Genomic DNA, 20,225 nt, shown 5'->3' with positions numbered 1-20,225 from the left:
CCGCTCCTACAGGGTATTGCGGTGACCGCCAAGAAAGTAGATTCAAAGTCTAAATCCCTACCTCGCTGATGCGTTTCCAGAACAGGAAAACCTTATTGAGGGGTCGAGAGATGTCAGTCGCTACCAGCCTTATCGAAGAGCAGCCGGCGGCGCCCGCCGAGACGCTTTTTCAATTCAACGAATCGCCATTGCTCGCCCGTCAGAGCCGGCAGGAATCCAACGCCCGCAGCTATCCGCGACGCATTCCCCTGGCACTCAAGCGCGCCAGGGGCATTTACGTCGAAGACGTCGAAGGCCGCACGTTCATCGACTGTCTGGCCGGTGCCGGGACCCTGGCCCTGGGGCACAATCACCCGGTGGTGATCGAAGCCATTCAACAAGTGCTGACCGATGAATTGCCCCTGCACACCCTGGACCTGACCACGCCGGTCAAGGACCGGTTCGTCCAGGATCTGTTCGGTCTGCTGCCACCTGCCTTGGCCGCAGAAGCGAAGATCCAGTTCTGTGGTCCCACGGGCACCGACGCCGTGGAAGCCGCACTGAAACTGGTGCGTTCCGCCACCGGCCGCAGCACCGTGATCTCGTTTCAGGGCGGTTATCACGGCATGAGTCAGGGCGCGTTGAGCCTGATGGGCAGCCTGGGGCCGAAAAAGCCCTTGGGCGCCTTGCTCGGCAGCGGCGTGCAGTTCATGCCGTACCCTTACGATTACCGCTGCCCGTTCGGGCTCGGCGGCGCGCAAGGGGTCAAGGCCAATCTGAGTTATCTGGAAAATCTGCTCAACGATCCCGAGGCCGGCGTGCAATTGCCGGCGGCGGTGATCGTGGAAGTGGTGCAGGGCGAAGGCGGGGTGATCCCGGCGGACCTGGACTGGTTGCGCGGTGTGCGGCGGATCACCGAAGCGGCTGGCGTCGCGCTGATCGTCGATGAAATCCAGAGCGGATTCGCCCGCACCGGCAAGATGTTTGCCTTCGAGCACGCCGGGATCATTCCCGATGTCGTGGTGATGTCCAAGGCCATTGGCGGCAGCCTGCCGCTGGCGGTGGTGGTCTACCGCGACTGGCTCGACACCTGGCTGCCGGGCGCCCACGCCGGGACCTTCCGTGGCAACCAAATGGCCATGGCCGCCGGTTCCGCGGTGATGCGTTATCTGGTCGAACACAAGGTCTGCGAGCATGCCGCCGCGATGGGCGAACGCCTGGCCGGGCACTTGCGCATCCTGCAGCGGGACTTTGCGCAACTGGGGGACATTCGTGGGCGTGGCTTGATGCTCGGCGTCGAACTGGTCGACCCGACTGGCGCGCTGGATGCCCAAGGTCACCCGCCGGCCTTCGCCCGCCTGGCACCGCTGGTACAGCGCGAATGCCTCAAGCGTGGCTTGATCCTGGAGCTCGGTGGCCGGCATGGCGCGGTGGTGCGTTTCCTGCCGCCGCTGGTGATTACCGCTGAGCAAATCGATCAGGTGGCTGAGATTTTCGCTCGGTCCCTGGCCGCCGCCACGGTCAATCCTTAAATTTTCCACCTTGCGCAACGTTCCTTCTACATAACGGCTGCGCACACAGCGCAGCCCACCCGATAACGATGGAGAGACACCATGACGTCAGTATTCGACCGCGAGGACATCCTCTTTCAGGTCGTGGTCAACCACGAAGAGCAATACTCGATCTGGCCCGACTACAAAGCCGTGCCACAAGGTTGGCGCACCGTGGGTAAAAGCGGGCTGAAAAAGGAATGCCTGGCCTACATCGAAGAAACCTGGACCGACATGCGTCCGCTAAGCCTGCGGCAGAAGATGGACGAGCAGGCGGCTGTGGCGCACTGAGTTGTTGCCAATAAAAGAGCCCGCTGAACCGGTAAGGTCAGCGGGCTTTTTCATGTCTGGAGTTTTTGCACAGGAAATTTGTGTGCGACGCAGAACCTGTAGGAGCTGGCTTGCCAGCGATGGACGTTAACGATGACGAGTACTTAATGGATGAACGCGGTGCCTATGAGTTCATCGCTGGCAAGCCAGCTCCTACAGGTTTACGTGCCGCTCAACCCCTTGATGACCAGATCCACATTCCCTTCCAGTTCAGCCACCGGATCCTCGGCATCGGTACTCAACACCACCCACCGGCTACCCGACTCGACAATCACCGCTTTCAGTGCGTCTGACGGCTGCCGATGATGCAGCACCATCGCCACGTCATTGTCCTTGAGCGTCATGACCAACTGCTTGAGCGCTTCGGGTGTCCACTCGGCATCGGGGCGTGCGTCCTGGCCGATCAACTCCAGATTGAGACTGCCGATCAGGTAGCCAAAGTGATCGCTCAGGCTCATCACACTGAGTTTATCGACGCTCGCCAGGCGCGCCTCGCTGGTGGCGCTGAGTTTGAGCAAACGCTGCTTGAGCGCTGCCAGGTTGGCGTCGATTGTCGGCTTGGCTTCAGGGGCCAGGCGCACCAGGTCCGCCGCCATCACGTCGGCCATTCGCCCCATGTTATTGCTGGAAAACCACGGCTGACTGTTCAGCCCGTCGACCTTGTTGCCAGGTTGCACGGCAATGCCGGGCAGGGCGCCGTCGACGGGGCGGGCGGCGTCGACTTCGACGATACGGATATTGCTGCGGCGCGCGATCGGGTACAGCGGGTCATCCGGCCACAGTGAGCGCAGGCCGATCACCGCATCGGCATCGTTCGCCAGTTTTTCCAACGCCGGGGCGCCACGGCCAGTGAAGTAGGCAGTCTGGCGGCTACCGGGCAGGTTGGCCGGGGCTGCACGTTCGAGGCTGACATCGGTGCCCTTGAGCAACACTTCACCCAGCCCATAGGTAATCGGCAAGGAGGCCAGCACACGCAGCGGTTTAGCGTTTTCAGCGGCGAAGGTCGTAGTGGCCAGTCCGCACAGGGCAACGGCCAGGGTCAGTTGGCGCAGTGAAAAAATCATTTATCCAAGATTCCCTTTCAGGCTGGGGACGACGCCGCGCGCGAGGGCGGCCAAGGCGAAGGCGATACCGGCCACGAGGATGATCGCGGCGCCGGACGGGATCGGCAGGTCGAAGACAATCGGTGCGAGAATCCCGCACAGCGTGCTGACGGTGGCGATCAGCACCGAACAGCAGAAAAAGCCCTTCAGCGATTGGCTGAGCAGGCGTGCCGCGGCGGCCGGAATCACCAGCAGGGCGCCGACCAGAATTGCGCCGATGACCTTCACGGCAGCGACGGTGATCAGCGTCACCAGAATCACGAACAGATAATCCAGGGCTTTTACCGCCACTCCCCGCACCGCCGCCAGTTGCGGATTGAAACTGGCGAGCATGATGCGGTTGTACAACGGCAAGGCCAGGGCCATCACCAGCGAACCGACGATGGCCAGCACCAGCAGGTCATTGCCGTTGACCGTCAGCACTGACCCGAACAGTACGTTTTCCAGAATGTGCACGTTGATCTTGCCCGCCAGAATCAGCAGCAGGCTCGCCCCTAGCGCCAGGGACACCGAGAGGAATACGCCGATCAAGGTGTCCGGCGCCAGGCCGGTGCGGTTGCGCAGGTAATTGAGCAGGATGCCGAACAGCAGGCAGTAGCCGAACAGGCTGCCGTAGGGGCCGCTGTAGGGTTCACCGAGCAGGATGCCGATGGCCACGCCGGTCAGCGCAGCGTGGCCGACCGCCTCGGAGAAAAACGCGAAGCGCTTGACCACCACCAGCGTGCCCAGACCACCCAGCACCGGGCCGATCAGCAGGCCGGCGAGCAGGGCGTTGACCACAAACCCATAGGCCAGCGCCTCGGGCAGATAACCCGACGATGCCCAACCCTGGACCATCAGGCGAAAAGCTTCGTAACTCATCAGGCAAGGCTCCGTGGGTGGGTCGAGAACAGCGTCAACAGACGCTCCGGTGTCAGCGCCTGTTGCGGCGTGGCGTCGAACAGCACCCGGCGATTGAGCCCGGTGACGTGATCGGCCAGACGGCCGACCGCTTCCAGGTCGTGCTCGATCCACAGCACGGTGATGCCCGCTGCTCGCCAGTCGCCGAGCAAGCGCTCGAACACCTGAATGCCGGCCTCATCGAGGGCCGACATCGGTTCGTCGAGTACCAGTAGCTGCGGAGGCGGGATCAGCCCCTGGGCCAGCAACACCCGTTGCCGTTCGCCGCCGGACAGCGCGCCCATGCGTCGCTTGCGTTTGTCCTGCATGCCGACCCGTTCCAGCGCCTTGCCAATCGCCGCCGCGTAGTGTTTGCTCAAACCGAGAAACGCCGGGCGGCGCTGGCACATGGCGGCCATGAAATCGTCGACGGTCATCGGCAAGCCCCGGTCGAACTCCAGCGCCTGTGGCACATAGCCGATGGTCCCCGGCTCGGCGGGCCATTGCAGGCTCAAGCGGCCCTGATGCGGCATTTGCCCGAGCAGAGTCTTGATCAGCGAGCTCTTGCCACCGCCGTTGGGGCCGACCAGTGCATGCACGCTGCCGGGGCGGACTTTGAAGGTCACCTTGTCGAGGATCGTCGTGCGTCCGAGGGTCAGGCTGACGTCGGAAAAATCCAGAGTCGGTCCGGGAAACTGTGGGAGCGGGCTTGCTCGCGAAAGCGGTGTGTCATTAAACGATGATGTTGACTGACTGGGCGCCTTCGCGAGCAAGCCCGCTCCCACAGGGTATTCGGCGTTTGGGGTGGTGAGCGTTTCTTTCGATGTCATGCCCCCGACTCCTGAATCGCTCGCACCACGGTGTCGAGGTTGCCGGTCATTTCCTTTTCGTACTTGTCGGCGGCGTATTCGCCGTAGGAAATGTGCGACAGCGGATACAGCTTCACCCCGGATTCGCGCTGGATGGTGTCGACGTAAGTGGACGGAAAATCCATCTCCGAGAAGATCACCTTCACGTCCAGCTCACGCAGTTGGTCGATGGTCTTTTTCAGCTGGCTAGGGCTCGGCTCGATACCGTGGGCCGGCTCGACCACGGCCGTCACTTCCAGGCCGAACTCGCGCAGCAGGTAGTCGTAGGCCGCATGCACCGTGGCCACCCGCAGTTCGGCGTTCGGCGCCTGGGTCAGTTTGGCCAGGGCGTCGGCGCGCATCTTGCGCAGGCGCTTGCCGTAGGCGCGGGCGTTTTCGGCATAGATTTTGGCGTTGGCCGGGTCGAGCTTGCCCAGCTCGCGGGCGATGTTGTTGACCTGGGCAATCGAGGCGCTGATCGACAGGAAGGTGTGCGGGTTCACCACTTTGCCCGCCCCCCTGGCGGCAATGCCGGTGGCGGCCAGTAGCGGTACGTTTTCGTTGGCTTCGATCACCGGGACATTTGGGGTTTCGCTGGCGGCGATCATGCGGTCGGCGAAATCATCATGGCCGACGCCGTTGAGCACGATGACGTCGAGGCCGCTGATGCGTTTGATGTCTTCGGCGCGGGGTTCGTAGGCATGCGGATTGAAACCGGCCGGAATCAGCGGCACTACGTCAGCCTTGTCGCCGACGATGTTCGCCACATAGCTGTAATAAGGGTGCAGGGTGATGCCGATGCGCAGGCGCCTGGCTTCGTCGGCGCTGGCCAGAGCTGGCAGCAGGCAAGCCAGCAGGCCCGCCAGCAGCAGTCGCAGGAAAGAACGTTGAGATGAAATAGGCATGGGAAAGCGGTCTTCTCTCGGGTGAGGGTTCAGTGCCGGTGCTGGCGGGTCACGCCGGCATCGAATTGCGCGACGATCTGCTGCCAGCCGGCGCTTTCGAGCGCGGCGTCGCTGAGGTCGGCCGGTGCCGTGAGGTTGCCAGCGCGGTTGAGCCAGATGTCCGGTGCGGCATCGTCGGTTGCGCTCAGGCGCATCAGGAATGAGCCGGCGACAGTCGGCGCCTGGCTCAGGCCGAAGTAGGCTTTGGCGTCGAGCAATTGCCAGGCATGGCCGCCCCGGCTGACAGAACTGGCGTCCTGGGCGAACGGGGAAAAACCTTCCTCGGCGAGGGCCTCGGGTGTCGCCAGCGTTTGCTGTTCCTGGCGCAGCACATGAATCTCGTCCAGCGTCACGCGCAAATCGGCGTAGATGCCTTGCTCGGATGCACTGAGGTCACGGCGCGCGTCCAGTTGGTGGCTGTTGACGCTGGTCACTTCATGGGTTTCACCGCGCCAGAGCACCACAGTCCCTGCGACCGCGAGGATCACCAGGCACAGCAGCAGAACGTAGACGGTTTCTTGACCTGCGCCGGCCGGGCGCACGACTTGGGTCGTTGGAGTGCTCATGGCGTTTCGATGTCCGCCTGGTCAATTTCCACGACGTGACCGGGGCCGGCATCGAACAGCACATAGAACTCGGCGTCGGGCTTCTTGAAGGTCAGGGTCGAGTCAGGCCCGAGCTTGCCCGGCACCAGAATGGTTTCGTCGTAGCCGATCACATCGAGGGTCACGCCCGGCGCACCGCTGCCGTCGGAAAAACCGCCGGTGCACTGGATCTGGTCGGCGTCGATGGCCTTGCATTCGCACATCGGATTGTGGGCCAGGGCGCCGGCGCTAAAACCGGCGCAGAGCATCAGCAATACGGCGTTGAGCGGGCGAAGAGGGTTGATCATGGTTTGCTTCCTTGTTTGTTCAGCCAGGCAATGGTGGCGGGGGATGCCTGACTCAACGGAATGGATGCCTGATGCAGGGCGCCGTCCCAGCCTTCCATGGTGATCCACAGCTCGGCGTCGGCAGTGGTCTTTTCCGGGACAGGCAGCGAGGCGCCCATGCGGTACGGGGCGCCGAAGAAGATCACCCCGGCGGCGCGCAGGCTGCGGGGCTTGCCGATACGCAGGTAAGTGGCCTTGACCTGTCCGATACAGGCATCGCACAGCGCGGCGTTGAAGCCTTTCATGTAACCGGCCGGTCCTTCGAGCATCGGGGCTGAATTGCGCAATTCCGCCAGGCGCAGGCTCCAGGGGCCGACCTGTACTTCTCCGATTTCCCGTTCACCCAGGCCGCTGTCGCCACGCATCAACGCTTCGTCGGCGAAATACTTGGGCATGAAACCCAGTGGAATCAGCAGCAACAGGACATTCAGGTGAAAGCGCCATTTGAGCCAGAACGCGCTCAGGCGCGAGGGGTGAGAGGCCGCAGTGACTTTGCTCACAGGTTGGCCTCCGACGTTTCGTTGCTCGTGGCTGGTTGCTCCGCGGTGCCGCGCTGTTTCTTGTGACTGCGCTTGAATGCATTGGCCGTGGCCAGTGCCGTGCGTTTGCTCCAGATCAGCAGGCCGCTGAGCACCATCATGCTCAGCAGCAGGCCGAAGAATGCCCAGATCAGCTTGATCCACAGTCCGCCGAAGTCTCCGGTGTGCAACGGGCGCATGGACTCGGTGACGAACTCCAGGGCCGAGCGGTCGGAGATCAGGCGCGAGGCGGCGATTTCGCCGTTGTACGGGTTGATAGTGGCGGTCTGGAACATCAATGGATACCAACCGCGTCCGCCGACATCCAGGTGGCTGTAGGCATTGCCCGGCAGGCTGACGAAGCTGGCTTCCAGGCCGGAGATTTTCTGCGTGGCGATTTCAATCGCGCGGTCGAGGTCGATACGTGGCGGGGGTGAGCCATCGGGCGACAGCGGCACCGCTTCGCGGGACATCGCCGGGATGATCTTTTCCGTGGAAATGGAAATCTGGTTATCGGACAGCAATGCCTGGATCAGGAACCAGGTGCCGGTGATGGAAATCACTGCGATGAACCAGATCGACCAGATGCCGCTCAAACGGTGAAAGTCGCCCCAGAAAATCCGCGCGCCGTGGCGAAAACGCAGGGTCGGGCGGAAAAAACCTTTCCAGAATCGTTTGTAGACCACCAGCCCGGTAACCAGCGACGCCAACAGCGGCAGACCGAGAAACGACACCAGGTACCAGCCCCAGCTGTAACCGTTGGTGAACGGCACCAGCCACCAGGCGTGCAAGGCGCGGGTGAAGGCGCGGAAGTTGAATTCCGGCGCGACACCCTGGATCACGCCGCTGTACGGATTGACATAAATCACCACCGAGCGCCCGTCGGGGTAGCTGACTTCGACATCCAGGGCAAAGTGCGATTCGTCGGGGCGACTGATGCTCTGCACCACGGTCTGCGGTTCGGCCCTGTTGATGGCCTCGATGACCTGCTGGTAACTGAGCAGCGGTGCATCGTCCGAGGGTTGGGTGGCACGCATTGACGGGTTGGCCAGCCAGACGATTTCCTGACTGATGACGGCCAGGGTGCCGGTCACGCACACGATCAGTACGAAAAACCAGATCGGCAGCGCCAGCCAGCTATGGACCAGGAACCAGATTTTTGAACGGGACTTCTTTGACATGTTGGAGGTCTTGCCTGGATGAGTGGCCACTCGGCTGCGGGCTTCGCAGGGCTGAGTGCCGTAAAGGTCCAGTCGTGGCTTTTGCCTACGCGACAGGACTGCATCTAGGTAGGACGGATGAGCAGGGGAAATCCCGAAGGGGGAAATGAAAGAAAATGTTTCGCGCGAGGCATAGAGGCAGAGCAATCCGCGCACGGCCGGCCGCAGGATTTACATTCACTGAAGATCAAACAGTGGGAGCGGGCTTGCTCGCGAAGGGGCCGGCACATTCAACATCCACGTCGCCTGACACTCCGCTTTCGCGAGCAAGCCCGCTCCCACAGGCTCCTTCAGTGATCACAAGTCCCGCGTAAGATCGGGGACCCACTGTGGGAGACTCTATGGTTGGGAAAAAGGTCTCAACCCTGACTGAACATCTCCTTCGCCCGTTGCTCTATCTGCTCCTGGGTCAGGTCTTCCTTGCGCGTAGCCAGGAACCACACGTGCCCGTAGGGATCCTTCAAGGTGCCCGTACGGTCGCCGTAAAACTGATCCTTGACCTCGGATACAACGGTTGCGCCGGCATCGATGGCTTGTTTGTAGGACTTGTCGACATCCGTCACGTACAAATGCAGACCCACGGACGGCGAATTGTCCGGATTGCTCAGCGGCCCTTGGTCGCACGGTGTGCCCAGCATGATCGGGCAATCGCCAATGCGCAGTTCGGCGTGACCGACACCGCCATCGGGCATGGCCAGGCGCATGACTTCAATGGCGCCGAAGGCTTTCTTGTAGAAAGCGATGGCTTCGGCAGCTTTGTTGATGCCCAGGTAAGGGGTGATGCTGTGATACCCCTCTGGAATGGGTTTGACGCTCATGATGGATCTCGCTGTTCTTGTTGTGTGAATAGACAGTGCCTGCGCCGTTACTCGGCCGAATAAATATAGGCCAGCCTCTTTCGCCTCACCGAGCGCCCGACGAGCAGCAGCGCCACACAAGTGCCATCAAGTCAGCTCCAGCCAGTGCGCTCCCGGCCCGCGTTCCCCCAGCACATCGCCTGCGTTGCGCAATGGGCAAGCCTCCATCGACAGGCAACCACAACCGATACAGCCATTGAGGCGATCGCGCAGCAGCGTCAATTGGTTGATGCGCTCATCCAGTTCACGGCTCCATTGCGCCGAGAGTATTTTCCAGTCCGCCGCCGTCGGCGCCCGGTTGTCGGGCAGTGACTTGAACGCTTCGCCGATTTCCGCCAAAGGAATCCCCAGGCGCTGGGCCACCTTGATCAATGCCACCCGCCGCAGCACCTCCCTTGGATAGCGACGCTGGTTGCCTTGATTGCGGTTGCTCTTGATCAGCCCCTTGGACTCATAGAAATGCAGCGCCGTGACCGCCACACCACTGCGCGCCGCGACCTGGCCGACGGTGAGTTCCTTATGCAGGTTTTCCGGGGTGATCATTTAAAAATTGCCTCTTGACCTTTACTTAACTAGAGGTTTTACCCTGCACGCCTTCGGATCGCAAGATTCGCCTGACCTGTGAGTGGGGACATTTCATGCAAGCCTCAGCGAACAATCGCAGCTTTACCCAACTGATCGAGTTCCAGATCGAGCCGCATCAACAACCCGCGCTGGTGTTGGCCTTGTCGACACAGACCGAGTATCTGGCCCGGCAGCACCGTGGCTTTCTCAGTGCCAGCATCCAGGCCAGCGAAGATGGCCGCCGCGTCCTCAATTACCTGCAATGGCAAACCCGCGAAGCAGGGGAGGCCGCGTTCCGGGCCTTTGAAAACGGCGAACAGGATTTCTGGCAGTTGATCCGCGCCCATCAGGCGAAGGCAGTGACCTTCGGATCGTTCCAGGTCCTGCACAGTCTGGAGCTCAGCCACGACAACGCATTGCATTGCAGTCTGGTGGGCTGGCGCTGATAAGGACAATGATCGCCATTTCTTGATAGCCACTATTGAAAGCGTTGATTTCTGCTGCCCGGGAGGCGCGGGTAGCCTGTGTTCATTGTCTCGAACCCAGTCGCCAGGACGCCAAAAATGAAACCGATGATTGCCACTTTGCTGATGCTCGCCGTCTCCGTACTCGCCGGATGTGCCAGCCATGTTTCCCCGGAGCTTTGGCCTTACACGGCTGAAGAGAGCAAGGAACTGGCGCTGGAGGCGCTGAACCGTCGCGGATTGTCCTTCGACGAATACCATGCGAAAAAAGCCGAACTGCTCGGCCAGCCACAAAAGTCGTTCAATTTCGACAACCAAGGGGAAATGAACGCCGGGCGATCTGTACAGCTTCACGGTCGTCCAAGCTGAGGCAAAACTGTACCGCTCCAAGTTTCACTCAACTGTCCGTGGGTTTCGCCCAAGGTGTGCGGTAGGGTCAATACCTGACCGACCCTGACGGACTGCCACCCATGACGCTCTCACTCGATCTGCTGCTGGGCTTCGCCCTGTTTGCCCTCGTTACCTCGATCACGCCCGGCCCGAACAACACCATGTTGCTGGCATCCGGGGTGAACTTCGGATTCAACCGCACGATTCCGCACATGCTCGGCATCACCTGTGGCTTCTTCGTACTCGTGGTGGCGGTCGGTTTTGGCCTTGGCGCGGTGTTCCAGGCTTACCCTTTGCTCTACACCGTACTGCGTTATGTGGGGGCGGCGTACTTGCTGTATCTGGCCTGGAAAATCGCCCATTCCGGACCAATGTCGGAGAGCCAGCAGGGCGAGGCGAAACCGATCAGCTATCTGGGCGCCGCCGCGTTCCAGTGGGTCAATCCCAAGGCCTGGATCATGGCCATTGGCGCCATCAGCACCTACACGCCGATGCAGGGTTACTTCACTAATGTGATCGTGATTGCGGCCGTCTTTGCGATCATCAACCTGCCGAGCGTCGGTGTCTGGGCCGCTTGCGGCACGCTGTTGCGCAACGTTCTGAAGGACCGCCGCTGGCTGCGCCTGTTCAATTGGGGCATGGCCGCGTTGCTCGTGGGTTCGCTGTATCCGCTGTTACTCGAAAGCTTTAGCTGACGCATTGCTTCAACCGGTTGCCCGATGCCTGTTAAGCTGACTTTTCAGGAGCGTTCCTACGCACTATTAAATGAAGTAGTTCTTCTTTAACGGCATCCGATCAGGTATTGGTAACGTTCTGAAAACCGCGCGCAGCTCACAAGGCTGCGCTTTGCCGTTTGCAGTTACGAGCTTCCTGATCCCGGAACACGCTCTGCGAGTCTTTTATGAATAAACGTCCGTTGTATTTCGACTACGCCGCCACCACGCCGGTGGATGAGCGGGTCATCAAGGTGATGGTCGAGTGTCTGGGCTTTACCGGCAATTTCGGCAACCCGGCCTCCAGCTCCCACGCATTCGGCCAGCAGGCCCGGCAATCGGTTGAGCAGGCGCGACGCCAGGTCGCCGAACTGGTCGGCGCGACGCCCGAGCAGATCGTCTGGACCTCAGGCGCCACCGAATCCAACAACCTTGCGCTCAAGGGCGTGGCCCAGGCCCGGGGCGTTGGCGGTGGCCATATCATCACCAGCCAGATCGAACACAAGGCCATTCTCGATACCGCGAAGCAACTGCAGGATGCCGGTGTAGCGGTGACTTATCTGGTGCCGGACGCCGATGGCCTGATCACCGCGCAAGCAGTCAGCGAAGCCATGCGCGAGGACACCTTCCTGGTCTCGCTGATGCTGGTCAACAACGAACTGGGCACCCTCAACGACATTCCCGCCATTGGTCAGGTCGTGCGTGATCGCGGGGCGTTGTTCCATGTCGACGCCGCACAGGGCGCGGGCAAAGTGGCAATCGACCTCGCGCAGTGGGCGGTGGACCTGATGTCGTTTTCCGCACATAAACTGTACGGTCCCAAAGGCATCGGTGCGTTGTACGTCGGTCCGCGTGCACAACAGCGTTTGCAGGCGCAGATCCATGGCGGCGGGCATGAGGGCGGTTTGCGTTCCGGAACACTGGCGACCCATCAGATCGTGGCCATGGGTTCGGCCTTTGCACTGGCGGCGGCTGCGTTCGATGAAGAGAAAGCCACCATCGTGCGTTTGCGTGAACGCTTGCTCGAGCAATTGCAGAGTATTCCCGGCGTGCGTCTCAACGGCAGCCCGACCCGGCGCATTCCCCATACCCTGAGCCTGACCTTCAGCGAAGGCGAGTTCAACTCGGCAGCACTGCTGGCTTCGATCGCGTTTTCCGCGACCTCGGCCTGCAATTCCGCCAGTAATACCCCATCCCATGTATTGCTGGCCCTGGGGCATGATGCCCGCTCGGCCAGTCGCACCATCCGCTTGAGCCTCGGGCGTTTCACCACCGAGCAGGATATCGACCAGGCGGTTCAACTGATCAAGGCAGCCTGCGCCAGTGCTCCGGCATTCTGGCAATAGGGCGACGAAGTGCCGACGTTGATCGGCCCTCAACAATAATGATGAAGTGGTTAGCAGGAGACACGATGAATACGCAGCTTTCGATCAATGGATCGGTGCCCCAGCGCCTGGAGCAAACCCGCGAACTGATGAGCCGGGAGGGCATTCACGCCTTGCTGGTGCCGTCGGCCGACCCACACCTGTCCGAGTACCTGCCGGGTTACTGGCAAGGGCGCCAGTGGTTGTCGGGTTTCCATGGTTCGGTCGGCACCCTGATCGTGACCCCGGATTTTGCCGGCGTCTGGGCCGACAGCCGTTATTGGGAGCAAGCGACCAAGGAACTCAAGGGCAGCGGCATTGACCTGGTCAAGCTGCAACCGGGGCAACCCGGGCCACTGGAATGGCTGGCCGAGCAAACCCCGGAAGGTGGCGTTGTCGCCGTCGATGGCGCGGTCATGGCCGTGGCTTCGGCACGGACCCTGGGCGGTAAACTTGAAGAGCGTGGCGCCCGTCTGCGCACCGACCTCGATCTGTTGAGCGGAGTCTGGAGCGACCGCCCAAGCCTGCCGAACGAACCGATCTATCAACACTTGCCACCACAGGCGACCGTCAGCCGTGGCGAAAAACTCGCCAAACTGCGTGAAACCCTTAAGGCACGGGGTGCCGACTGGCATTTCATCGCTACCCTCGATGACATCGCCTGGCTGTTCAACCTGCGTGGCGGCGACGTGTCATTCAACCCGGTGTTTGTTTCTTTCGCCTTGATCAATCAACAACAGGCCACGCTGTTTGTCGCCTTGAGCAAAGTCAGCGCCGAGTTGCGCGCAATCCTCGAACAGGACGGTGTGACCTTGCGCGATTACAGCGAAGTCGCTGCCGCACTGCGCGCCGTGCCGAGTGGCGCGAGCCTGCAAGTCGACCCGGCGCGGGTCACGGCGGGGTTGCTGGACAACCTCGACAGCGGGGTGAAACTGATCGAAGGCCTGAACCCGACCACGCTGGCCAAGTCGCAAAAAAGCCTGGCCGATGCTGATCACATCCGTCAGGCCATGGAACAGGACGGCGCAGCGCTGTGCGAATTCTTCGCCTGGCTGGACTCGGCGCTGGGCCGCGAGTGCATCACCGAACTGACCATCGACGAAAAACTCACCGCCGCTCGTGAGCGTCGTCCGGATTATGTGTCACTGAGCTTCAATACCATCGCTGCGTTCAACGCCAATGGCGCGATGCCGCACTACCACGCCACCGAAGAAGAACACGCGGTGATCGAAGGGGACGGTCTGTTGTTGATCGATTCCGGCGGCCAATACCTGGGCGGCACCACCGACATCACGCGGATGGTTGCGGTGGGCACCCCGACCGATGAGCAAAAACGCGATTGCACCCGCGTGCTCAAGGGCGTGATTGCCTTGTCCCGCGCGCAGTTCCCGAAAGGCATTCTGTCGCCGCTGCTCGATGCCATCGCCCGCGCGCCCATCTGGGCGGAAAATGTCGACTACGGTCACGGCACCGGTCATGGTGTCGGTTACTTCCTGAACGTACACGAAGGTCCGCAAGTCATCGCTTATCAGGCTGCGCCTGCGCCACAAACGGCGATGCAGCCTGGCATGATCACGTCCATTGAACCGGGCACCTATCGTCCGGGTCGTTGGGGTGTGCGCATCGAAAACCTGGCGATGAACCGTGAGGCAGGCAAAAGCGAATTCGGTGAATTCCTGAAGTTCGAAACGCTGACCCTGTGCCCGATCGACACACGCTGCCTGAAAACCTCGCTGCTGTCCGAAGAGGAAAAACAGTGGTTCAACGCCTATCACGCCGAAGTGCGCGAGCGCCTGAGCCCATTGGTCGAGGGGGCGGCCCTTGAGTGGCTGAACACTCGTACCGCGGCTATTTGATTGCTTTCAGTTCGGGCGCTGTCTCCAGCGCCTGGCTCATGTAGTCAACAAACGCTTTGACCCTGGCGGATTGGCGACGATTCGCCGGGGATACGGCATGTATCGGCAGCGACAGCGTGCTGTAGTCCTGCAAAATCGCGATCACCCGGCCAGCTTTCAGGTCTTCGCTGAACAGCCACACCGGTGACAGCGCAATCCCCAATCCCCCCAGCACCAGTTCGCGGATCGCCTCGGAATTGTTGCTCTGCGCATTGCCCTTGATCCGCACTTCGTGACGTTGGGTGTCTTTTGTATACACCCACAGGTTTTGACTGCTCAGCAGATTGAACATCAGGCAGTTGTGCCTGCTCAGTTCCTGCGGTGTTTGTGGTTGGCCGTTTTGCCTGAGGTAGTCAGGTGATGCGACGGTTACTCGATGTGTGCTGCCGACAAGGCGCGCGATCAGACCACTGTCGTCCAGGGCACCGATCCTGAATGTGACGTCCAGCCCTTCGCTCACCAGATCCTGATTCTGATCACTCAATTGCAAGTCAATCTGTACGTCAGGGTAGTGTTTGAGAAAGCCCGGTAAACGGGGGGCGATCTGCAAGCGTCCGAAACTGACCGACGAGCCGATTTTCAACGGTCCGGCGACCCTTTCCCGACCGGATTGGAAGCTATGTTCTGCCGCATCCACGGCGGCGAGGATGATTCGGCATTCGTTGTAGTACCGCTGACCTTCATCTGTCAGGGATAACTTGCGGGTGCTGCGGGCAATCAGCTTTCCACCCAGCTGTGTTTCCAGCGCTTGCAGCACTTTGCTGATGGTTGGCTGACTGGTCTGCATCTCCCGGGCAACGGCAGAAAAGCTACCGCGTTCGACCACTCGCACGAAAATCGCCATTGCATTGAGCTTGTCCACGGGGTTCCTCATTGATGCTTTTTCGGAATGCTCACTATAGCGATATAGCGTCTTATCGGCATGAGTGGGTCGAGGCAAGATTGGTCCTACATTCACTTCTGATGGGATTTTGCGAAATGACTGACTCACTGGATATGCGCGCTCTGATGGTCGAGTCGGCCAATGCGCCGTTACGCTTGATTTCCATTGCGCGGCCTGTGCCGCAGACGGGGCAGGTATTGGTCAGGATCAAGGCCAGTGGTGTGAATCCGCTGGACGGCAAAATTCGCTCCGGGCAGGCGGCTCATGCGGGTCAACCGTTGCCGGCGATATTGGGTATGGATCTGGCCGGAACCGTAGAAGCGTTGGGGGAGGGCGTCAGTGGCTGGTTGCCGGGGGATGAGGTGTACGCCATGGCCACCGGCATTGGTGGTATTCAAGGTTCATTGGCCGAATACGCGGCAGTTGATGCACGGCTGTTGGCTCGCAAACCGCACAACTTGAGCATGCGCGAGGCTGCCGGATTGCCGCTCGTGCTGATCACCGCTTGGGAAGGTCTGGTGGACCAGGCTCGCGTTCGGCCCGGGCAGAAGGTATTGATTCATGGTGGCGCCGGTGGCGTCGGACATGTCGCGGTGCAAATCGCCCGCGCTTTTGGCGCTGAGGTTTTTGCTACAGGCTCGGCCGCACAACAGAAAACGATCGAGGGCTTTGGTGCGACATTTATCGATTACAGGCAATCTTCGGTTGAAGACTATGTGACAGAGCATACGGCTGGTGAGGGATTTGACATTGTCTATGACACCGTAGGGGGTGAAACGCTGGATGCGTCATTCAAGGCTGCACGGATGTATCACGGCCATGTGCTCAGTTGTCTTGGTTGGGGTCAGCACAGCCTGGCACCGCTTTCTTTTCGTGGGGCGACTTACTCCGGTGTTTTCACTTTGCTGCCGCTCCTGACGGGCAAGGGGCGTGAGCATCACGGTGAGATTCTGCACGAGGCGGCGCAGTTGATTGAGGCGGGTAAGCTCTTGCCGTTGCTTGACCCGCACTCCTTCACATTGCAGACCGCAGAAGCCGCCCATGTGCTGATCTTGTCAGGAGCGGCAAAGGGGCGGTTGGTGGTCGAGATTTAACTCAAGGCTTCGAGCACGAAATCCAGTCGATCCTGGCCGAAGTACAGCTGGTTGTCGACAAACATGCTCGGCGCTCCGAACACCCCTCGCTGCACAGCTTTTTCGGTGTTGTCCTTGAGCACGGCTTTGACTTCTTCATCAGCGGTCAGGGCTAGCACTTCTTGTGGATCGAAAGCGTTTTCGCTCAGCACTGCCGCGACGGTTGCCGGTTCATCGAGATTCCGACCGTCGACCCAAATGGCTTTGAACAGGCAATCGATGAACGCGGCAAAGCGTTCAGGGTGGCGCAACTGCATGCCTGTTACGGCACGCATCAGCATCAAGGTGTTGATCGGGAAGTGCGGATTGAATTTCAGAGGCACACCGTAGCGTTTGGCGTAGCGGTCCAGATCCTGAAACATGTAGCGGCCCTTTGCCGGGACAGTCACAGGGGAGGCGTTTCCGGTGGCTTTGAACACCCCGCCTAACAAGAGCGGAATGTAGACCAGTCGGGTATCGGTCTGTGCGCAGATTTTCGGTAGCTGGGTGTAGGCCAGATAGGTGGCGGGGCTGCCGAGGTCGAAGTAGAACTCCACGGTTTTGCTCATGTTCCAGGCGCTCGTCTTGTTGTTATTTGGGGGTAATTACCAGCGTTCGCTCCAGGGGCGAAGGTCCAGCTCGAAGGTCCAGGCATCGCGGGGCTGGCTGTGCAGGTACCAGTAGTTTTCGGCGATATGTTCGGGATCGAGGATGCCATCCTGATCCTTGGTGGCGTATTTTTCAGGGAAACTTTCGCGGATGAAGTCGGTATCGATGGCGCCGTCGACGACGACATGGGCAACGTGAATGTTCATCGGCCCGAGCTCCCGGGCCATGCTTTGCGCCAGTGCACGAATACCGTGCTTGGCACCCGCAAATGCGGCGAACCCGGCAGCGCCACGCATGCCTGCGGTGGCACCGGTGAACAGGATCGTGCCCCGCTGGCGCTTGGCCATGCGCTTGGCCACTTCACGCGCGTTGAGAAAACCGGAAAAACAGGCCATTTCCCAGATCTTGAAATACTTGCGGGCGGTTTCTTCGAGAATGCTGCACGGCACGTTGGCGCCGATGTTGAAGACAAATGCTTCGATGGGGCCGATCTGGGTTTCGATCTGCTCGACCAGCGCGATCACGTCCTCCTCTTTACGTGCATCGCAGGCAAAACCGTGGGCCTCGCCACCATCGGCCTGAATGGCATCCACCAGTGGCTGGAGTTTGTCCGCACTGCGGCGAGTGACGCAGGCGACAAAACCCTCCCGCGCAAAACGCTTGGCAATGGCGCCGCCCGTGGCATCACCTGCACCGACGACCAGTACGACCTTCTTGTTATTCATGGGTAGATCCCTTTTGGTAAACGATCGTTAGCTAAACGAACGTTATGCTACGATTCGACAGGCGTCAAGGTGAGCAATCAAGGGAGAAGGGCAATGCGTTATTCGGCCAGTCATAAGCTGGAAACCAGGCAAAGGCTGCTGGAAAGCAGTGCGGTATCGGCCAAGAAGTCCGGATTTTCAACGGTGGGCGTGGACGGCCTGATGAAAGCGATTGGCTTGAGTGGAGGCGCTTTCTACAGCCACTTCTCGTCGAAAGACGAGTTGTTCGCAACCATTGTCGAGCGTGAGTTGTGCCAAAGCCTGGCGCGACTGGGGGAAGGGCAGGACCGTGACAAGCTTGAGCGCTGCTTGAAACTGTACTTGAGCATGTCGCATGTCGAGAATCCGGAAACCGGTTGTGCATTACCAGCTTTGGGGGCGGAAATTGCCCGTTCCGACGTGGCTGTCCGCCAACAGGCAGAGCGCTGGATTTGTCGGCTTCAGGAAAGTTGGGCGGGTGTTCTGCAAAGCGACAGCCTGGCGTGGGCGATTCTGTCGCAATGCATTGGCGCGCTGGTTGTGGCGCGTATGCTCGCTAGCCCGGATATCCAGCGTACAGTGCTGAAGTCCAGCTACGAAGAAATTGGCCGTCAGATCGCAAGTCCGAGAACCTGACGCGACGGCCCTGACTATTTGCAGATGACAATCATGCTGCGACTGGTATAGCCCGCAGGATTGAGGCCAAACGGATAGTCGCCGGGCTCTTCCACAGCATCTCCCGACTTGGCAATGACCTTGTAGCCCTTGGGTGCGCAGGAGTTGGCTGCGCTGGCGTAGCACTTGTCCCAGGATGAAGACAGTCCGGAACAGTTGATATGTAGCCCTTTCTTGCCGTGCTTGATCTGTGTTTTTGATGTCGCTGCGCAGCCCGCAATTGCAAGTACGGCGATCACTATCAAAATTCGTTTCATTACTGTCCTTAACGCGTCCCCGGATCTTGTGCCCGGGTCTGGCTGCATTCGCTTGCACTTGAAGCGTGCCGATATCCCTATCTGGAATTGTCCATGGTATGACTCTGGGTGCGGGGCTAAACATGGCCTAATTGGGCGGCAAATACCAGACCTACGTCATATCTGCATTCAATCTGCCGCTACTGCTGGTTTGGTGGCAGTGCTCATGGTCATGGTTGCGCCGACGGATGCCAGGATGATGCAGATGATGGCCATCCACTGTGACAGCGAGAGGTATTCATGCAGGAACAGTAAGCCCGACAACGCGCCGACGGCGGGCTCGATACTCATCAGTGTGCCGAAGGTTCTGGCCGGCATGCGGGTCAGAGCGACCATCTCCAGCGTGTAGGGAAGGGCAGTGGACAAGAGGGCAACGCCGAGGGCCACAGGGATCAATGATGGGGTCAACAGAGCTGAACCGGCATGGACAATACCGATAGGGGCTACGAATAGCGCAGCGATCATTACCCCCAGCGCGGCGGTTTGCACGCCATTATCGGCCCCGGCTTTTTGGCCAAACAAAATGTACAGTGCCCAGCAGACACCTGCACCCAAGGCATAACCGGCGCCTATCAGATCGATTCCTGCGGTCGCTTCTCCCGTCGGTATCAATAACAGTAAGCCGACGGCAGCCAGGGCGATCCACAAAAAGTCGATTGCGCGACGGGAGGCATAGATCGCCACCGCCAATGGGCCCGTGAATTCAAGAGCCACCGCGATACCCAGCGGGACTGTTTGCAGTGACATATAGAAGAGGAAGTTCATGCCGCCCAGCGCCATCCCGTAGACGACGACGGTGCGCAGGGATCTTGCGGTGAGTTTTGCCCGCCATGGACGCAGTATCAGCATCATGATCACGCTGGCGAAAATCAGACGTAATGTTGTCGTCCCCTGAGGGCCAACAACGGAGAACATGCTTTTGGCCAGGGAGGCTCCGGACTGGATCGATGCCATGGCTATGAGCAGTAGCCCGACCGAGAACAGGGTAGAGGCTAGGCTGCGAGGCTGATCATTCATTACGTGGCATCGTCCGAAAATAGGAAGTAAGGGCATTTCTCTTCGTGATGGGCAATATACTGCGCATTCGCTGCCGGCGCGTCTATATATAAGCAGCGTTTTTGCACATGTCGGTAGAAAACCAAAATCAGTGCTTGACGGCAGATTCTGGAGGCCTATAATTCGCCCCACTTCCGGCGCAGTCGAAGCGGAAAACTCCTTGATAAACAAAGAGTTACATAGTTTTCGACAGTGAGTTGCTTCAGGTCATCGAAGCCGAAAGGGAGTTGAAAAAGAGGTGTTGACAGCAGCGAGTAACGCTGTAGAATTCGCCTCCCGCCAACGAGAGATCGAAGGCGCAA

At 60.0% G+C, this 20,225-nt stretch carries 24 protein-coding genes; 9 read left to right on the top strand and 15 right to left on the bottom strand.

Features of this window, described 5'->3' with window-relative positions; genetic code table 11:
- Positions 1-110 precede the first annotated feature (110 nt).
- Together AC07XF_RS21635 and AC07XF_RS21630 are read left to right on the top strand one after the other, a co-directional pair.
- The gene (locus AC07XF_RS21635) at positions 111-1,511 is read left to right on the top strand and encodes an aspartate aminotransferase family protein (protein ID WP_495028096.1); all 1,401 of its coding nucleotides are present in this window, start codon (positions 111-113) and stop codon (positions 1,509-1,511) included.
- Between the two features lie 81 nt (positions 1,512-1,592).
- Positions 1,593-1,820 (top strand): MbtH family protein, encoded by a 228-nt coding sequence (locus tag AC07XF_RS21630; RefSeq protein WP_057713869.1) that lies wholly within the window; start codon positions 1,593-1,595, stop codon positions 1,818-1,820.
- A gap of 200 nt (positions 1,821-2,020) precedes the next feature.
- Here the strand turns inward: AC07XF_RS21630 and AC07XF_RS21625 are convergent, their stop codons facing one another.
- The 10 genes from AC07XF_RS21625 to soxR all read right to left on the bottom strand — a co-directional run bounded on the left by AC07XF_RS21625 (position 2,021) and on the right by soxR (position 9,702).
- A complete protein-coding gene (locus AC07XF_RS21625; protein ID WP_495028095.1) occupies positions 2,021-2,923 on the bottom strand; it encodes a metal ABC transporter substrate-binding protein in 903 nt (300 codons plus the stop codon).
- Positions 2,924-3,823, bottom strand: coding sequence for a metal ABC transporter permease (locus tag AC07XF_RS21620; RefSeq protein ID WP_495028094.1), 900 nt, complete (start codon positions 3,821-3,823; stop codon positions 2,924-2,926).
- The gene (locus AC07XF_RS21615) at positions 3,823-4,671 is read right to left on the bottom strand and encodes a metal ABC transporter ATP-binding protein (protein WP_495028093.1); all 849 of its coding nucleotides are present in this window, start codon (positions 4,669-4,671) and stop codon (positions 3,823-3,825) included. The genes AC07XF_RS21620 and AC07XF_RS21615 overlap by 1 nt, the downstream gene beginning before the upstream one ends.
- Positions 4,668-5,594 carry a metal ABC transporter substrate-binding protein gene (locus tag AC07XF_RS21610; RefSeq protein WP_495028092.1) on the bottom strand — a complete coding sequence of 309 codons (927 nt, stop codon included), beginning with the start codon at positions 5,592-5,594 and terminating at the stop codon, positions 4,668-4,670. Before AC07XF_RS21610 ends, AC07XF_RS21615 begins: the two co-directional genes overlap by 4 nt.
- Positions 5,595-5,623: 29 nt before the next feature.
- The gene (locus AC07XF_RS21605) at positions 5,624-6,199 is read right to left on the bottom strand and encodes a DUF6162 family protein (RefSeq protein WP_495028091.1); all 576 of its coding nucleotides are present in this window, start codon (positions 6,197-6,199) and stop codon (positions 5,624-5,626) included.
- On the bottom strand, positions 6,196-6,525 hold the full coding sequence (locus tag AC07XF_RS21600) for a hypothetical protein (RefSeq protein ID WP_495028090.1): 330 nt from the start codon (positions 6,523-6,525) through the stop codon (positions 6,196-6,198). The genes AC07XF_RS21605 and AC07XF_RS21600 overlap by 4 nt, the downstream gene beginning before the upstream one ends.
- A complete protein-coding gene (locus AC07XF_RS21595; protein WP_495028089.1) occupies positions 6,522-7,064 on the bottom strand; it encodes a PA2404 family protein in 543 nt (180 codons plus the stop codon). Before AC07XF_RS21595 ends, AC07XF_RS21600 begins: the two co-directional genes overlap by 4 nt.
- Positions 7,061-8,263 (bottom strand): PepSY-associated TM helix domain-containing protein, encoded by a 1,203-nt coding sequence (locus AC07XF_RS21590; RefSeq protein ID WP_495028088.1) that lies wholly within the window; start codon positions 8,261-8,263, stop codon positions 7,061-7,063. The genes AC07XF_RS21595 and AC07XF_RS21590 overlap by 4 nt, the downstream gene beginning before the upstream one ends.
- Before the next feature lie 398 nt (positions 8,264-8,661).
- Positions 8,662-9,120: a VOC family protein gene (locus AC07XF_RS21585; RefSeq protein ID WP_495028087.1), complete on the bottom strand. Its 459-nt coding sequence runs from the start codon at positions 9,118-9,120 to the stop codon at positions 8,662-8,664.
- A 126-nt stretch (positions 9,121-9,246) separates the two neighbouring features.
- Positions 9,247-9,702 (bottom strand): redox-sensitive transcriptional activator SoxR, encoded by a 456-nt coding sequence (gene soxR / locus AC07XF_RS21580; protein ID WP_495028086.1) that lies wholly within the window; start codon positions 9,700-9,702, stop codon positions 9,247-9,249.
- Positions 9,703-9,797: 95 nt separating this feature from the next.
- Between soxR and AC07XF_RS21575 the strand changes: the two genes are divergently transcribed.
- The 5 genes from AC07XF_RS21575 to AC07XF_RS21555 all read left to right on the top strand — a co-directional run bounded on the left by AC07XF_RS21575 (position 9,798) and on the right by AC07XF_RS21555 (position 14,510).
- Positions 9,798-10,169 carry an antibiotic biosynthesis monooxygenase gene (locus AC07XF_RS21575; RefSeq protein WP_495028085.1) on the top strand — a complete coding sequence of 124 codons (372 nt, stop codon included), beginning with the start codon at positions 9,798-9,800 and terminating at the stop codon, positions 10,167-10,169.
- Between the two features lie 117 nt (positions 10,170-10,286).
- Entirely contained in the window at positions 10,287-10,556 is a 270-nt protein-coding gene (locus tag AC07XF_RS21570; protein ID WP_495028084.1) for a hypothetical protein, read from the top strand.
- A gap of 101 nt (positions 10,557-10,657) precedes the next feature.
- Entirely contained in the window at positions 10,658-11,272 is a 615-nt protein-coding gene (locus tag AC07XF_RS21565; RefSeq protein WP_007990118.1) for a LysE family translocator, read from the top strand.
- 206 nt (positions 11,273-11,478) lie between these two features.
- Positions 11,479-12,636: a cysteine desulfurase family protein gene (locus AC07XF_RS21560; RefSeq protein WP_495028083.1), complete on the top strand. Its 1,158-nt coding sequence runs from the start codon at positions 11,479-11,481 to the stop codon at positions 12,634-12,636.
- Positions 12,637-12,701: 65 nt separating this feature from the next.
- The gene (locus AC07XF_RS21555; RefSeq protein WP_495028082.1) at positions 12,702-14,510 is read left to right on the top strand and encodes an aminopeptidase P family protein; all 1,809 of its coding nucleotides are present in this window, start codon (positions 12,702-12,704) and stop codon (positions 14,508-14,510) included.
- Here the strand turns inward: AC07XF_RS21555 and AC07XF_RS21550 are convergent.
- The gene (locus tag AC07XF_RS21550) at positions 14,503-15,423 is read right to left on the bottom strand and encodes a LysR family transcriptional regulator (RefSeq protein ID WP_495028114.1); all 921 of its coding nucleotides are present in this window, start codon (positions 15,421-15,423) and stop codon (positions 14,503-14,505) included. The genes AC07XF_RS21555 and AC07XF_RS21550 overlap by 8 nt on opposite strands.
- Before the next feature lie 104 nt (positions 15,424-15,527).
- Here AC07XF_RS21550 and AC07XF_RS21545 point away from each other — a divergent pair, with 104 nt between their 5' ends.
- A complete protein-coding gene (locus tag AC07XF_RS21545) occupies positions 15,528-16,526 on the top strand; it encodes a zinc-dependent alcohol dehydrogenase family protein (RefSeq protein ID WP_495028081.1) in 999 nt (332 codons plus the stop codon).
- On the opposite strand, the gene AC07XF_RS21540 is transcribed toward AC07XF_RS21545, so the two are convergent.
- Both AC07XF_RS21540 and AC07XF_RS21535 read right to left on the bottom strand, forming a co-directional pair.
- The gene (locus AC07XF_RS21540; protein ID WP_495028080.1) at positions 16,523-17,113 is read right to left on the bottom strand and encodes a 2-hydroxychromene-2-carboxylate isomerase; all 591 of its coding nucleotides are present in this window, start codon (positions 17,111-17,113) and stop codon (positions 16,523-16,525) included. The genes AC07XF_RS21545 and AC07XF_RS21540 overlap by 4 nt on opposite strands.
- Positions 17,114-17,149: 36 nt before the next feature.
- Positions 17,150-17,878, bottom strand: a complete 729-nt coding sequence (locus AC07XF_RS21535) for an SDR family oxidoreductase (RefSeq protein ID WP_495028079.1) — start codon at positions 17,876-17,878, stop codon at positions 17,150-17,152.
- Between the two features lie 93 nt (positions 17,879-17,971).
- Here AC07XF_RS21535 and AC07XF_RS21530 point away from each other — a divergent pair, with 93 nt between their 5' ends.
- On the top strand, positions 17,972-18,532 hold the full coding sequence (locus tag AC07XF_RS21530) for a TetR/AcrR family transcriptional regulator (RefSeq protein ID WP_495028078.1): 561 nt from the start codon (positions 17,972-17,974) through the stop codon (positions 18,530-18,532).
- A 14-nt stretch (positions 18,533-18,546) separates the two neighbouring features.
- On the opposite strand, the gene AC07XF_RS21525 is transcribed toward AC07XF_RS21530, so the two are convergent.
- Both AC07XF_RS21525 and rhtA read right to left on the bottom strand, forming a co-directional pair.
- The gene (locus AC07XF_RS21525; RefSeq protein WP_495028077.1) at positions 18,547-18,828 is read right to left on the bottom strand and encodes a hypothetical protein; all 282 of its coding nucleotides are present in this window, start codon (positions 18,826-18,828) and stop codon (positions 18,547-18,549) included.
- Between the two features lie 168 nt (positions 18,829-18,996).
- On the bottom strand, positions 18,997-19,884 hold the full coding sequence (gene rhtA, locus AC07XF_RS21520) for a threonine/homoserine exporter RhtA (protein ID WP_495028076.1): 888 nt from the start codon (positions 19,882-19,884) through the stop codon (positions 18,997-18,999).
- Positions 19,885-20,225: the final 341 nt, after the last annotated feature.

This window comes from Pseudomonas sp. GW821-FHT01C01 (assembly GCF_059422645.1).
This window is presented reverse-complemented; position numbering and strand designations above follow the sequence as displayed.

Bases quoted from the DNA above. Each gene is read 5' to 3' on its own strand.
- AC07XF_RS21635 (WP_495028096.1), top strand. From the start codon at position 111: ATGTCAGTCGCTACCAGCCTTATCGAAGAGCAGCCGGCGGCGCCCGCC.
- AC07XF_RS21630 (WP_057713869.1), top strand. From the start codon at position 1,593: ATGACGTCAGTATTCGACCGCGAGGACATCCTCTTTCAGGTCGTGGTC.
- AC07XF_RS21625 (WP_495028095.1), bottom strand. From the start codon at position 2,923: ATGATTTTTTCACTGCGCCAACTGACCCTGGCCGTTGCCCTGTGCGGA.
- AC07XF_RS21620 (WP_495028094.1), bottom strand. From the start codon at position 3,823: ATGAGTTACGAAGCTTTTCGCCTGATGGTCCAGGGTTGGGCATCGTCG.
- AC07XF_RS21615 (WP_495028093.1), bottom strand. From the start codon at position 4,671: ATGACATCGAAAGAAACGCTCACCACCCCAAACGCCGAATACCCTGTG.
- AC07XF_RS21610 (WP_495028092.1), bottom strand. From the start codon at position 5,594: ATGCCTATTTCATCTCAACGTTCTTTCCTGCGACTGCTGCTGGCGGGC.
- AC07XF_RS21605 (WP_495028091.1), bottom strand. From the start codon at position 6,199: ATGAGCACTCCAACGACCCAAGTCGTGCGCCCGGCCGGCGCAGGTCAA.
- AC07XF_RS21600 (WP_495028090.1), bottom strand. From the start codon at position 6,525: ATGATCAACCCTCTTCGCCCGCTCAACGCCGTATTGCTGATGCTCTGC.
- AC07XF_RS21590 (WP_495028088.1), bottom strand. From the start codon at position 8,263: ATGTCAAAGAAGTCCCGTTCAAAAATCTGGTTCCTGGTCCATAGCTGG.
- AC07XF_RS21585 (WP_495028087.1), bottom strand. From the start codon at position 9,120: ATGAGCGTCAAACCCATTCCAGAGGGGTATCACAGCATCACCCCTTAC.
- soxR (WP_495028086.1), bottom strand. From the start codon at position 9,702: ATGATCACCCCGGAAAACCTGCATAAGGAACTCACCGTCGGCCAGGTC.
- AC07XF_RS21575 (WP_495028085.1), top strand. From the start codon at position 9,798: ATGCAAGCCTCAGCGAACAATCGCAGCTTTACCCAACTGATCGAGTTC.
- AC07XF_RS21570 (WP_495028084.1), top strand. From the start codon at position 10,287: ATGAAACCGATGATTGCCACTTTGCTGATGCTCGCCGTCTCCGTACTC.
- AC07XF_RS21565 (WP_007990118.1), top strand. From the start codon at position 10,658: ATGACGCTCTCACTCGATCTGCTGCTGGGCTTCGCCCTGTTTGCCCTC.
- AC07XF_RS21560 (WP_495028083.1), top strand. From the start codon at position 11,479: ATGAATAAACGTCCGTTGTATTTCGACTACGCCGCCACCACGCCGGTG.
- AC07XF_RS21555 (WP_495028082.1), top strand. From the start codon at position 12,702: ATGAATACGCAGCTTTCGATCAATGGATCGGTGCCCCAGCGCCTGGAG.
- AC07XF_RS21550 (WP_495028114.1), bottom strand. From the start codon at position 15,423: ATGAGGAACCCCGTGGACAAGCTCAATGCAATGGCGATTTTCGTGCGA.
- AC07XF_RS21545 (WP_495028081.1), top strand. From the start codon at position 15,528: ATGACTGACTCACTGGATATGCGCGCTCTGATGGTCGAGTCGGCCAAT.
- AC07XF_RS21540 (WP_495028080.1), bottom strand. From the start codon at position 17,113: ATGAGCAAAACCGTGGAGTTCTACTTCGACCTCGGCAGCCCCGCCACC.
- AC07XF_RS21535 (WP_495028079.1), bottom strand. From the start codon at position 17,878: ATGAATAACAAGAAGGTCGTACTGGTCGTCGGTGCAGGTGATGCCACG.
- AC07XF_RS21530 (WP_495028078.1), top strand. From the start codon at position 17,972: ATGCGTTATTCGGCCAGTCATAAGCTGGAAACCAGGCAAAGGCTGCTG.
- AC07XF_RS21525 (WP_495028077.1), bottom strand. From the start codon at position 18,828: ATGAAACGAATTTTGATAGTGATCGCCGTACTTGCAATTGCGGGCTGC.
- rhtA (WP_495028076.1), bottom strand. From the start codon at position 19,884: ATGAATGATCAGCCTCGCAGCCTAGCCTCTACCCTGTTCTCGGTCGGG.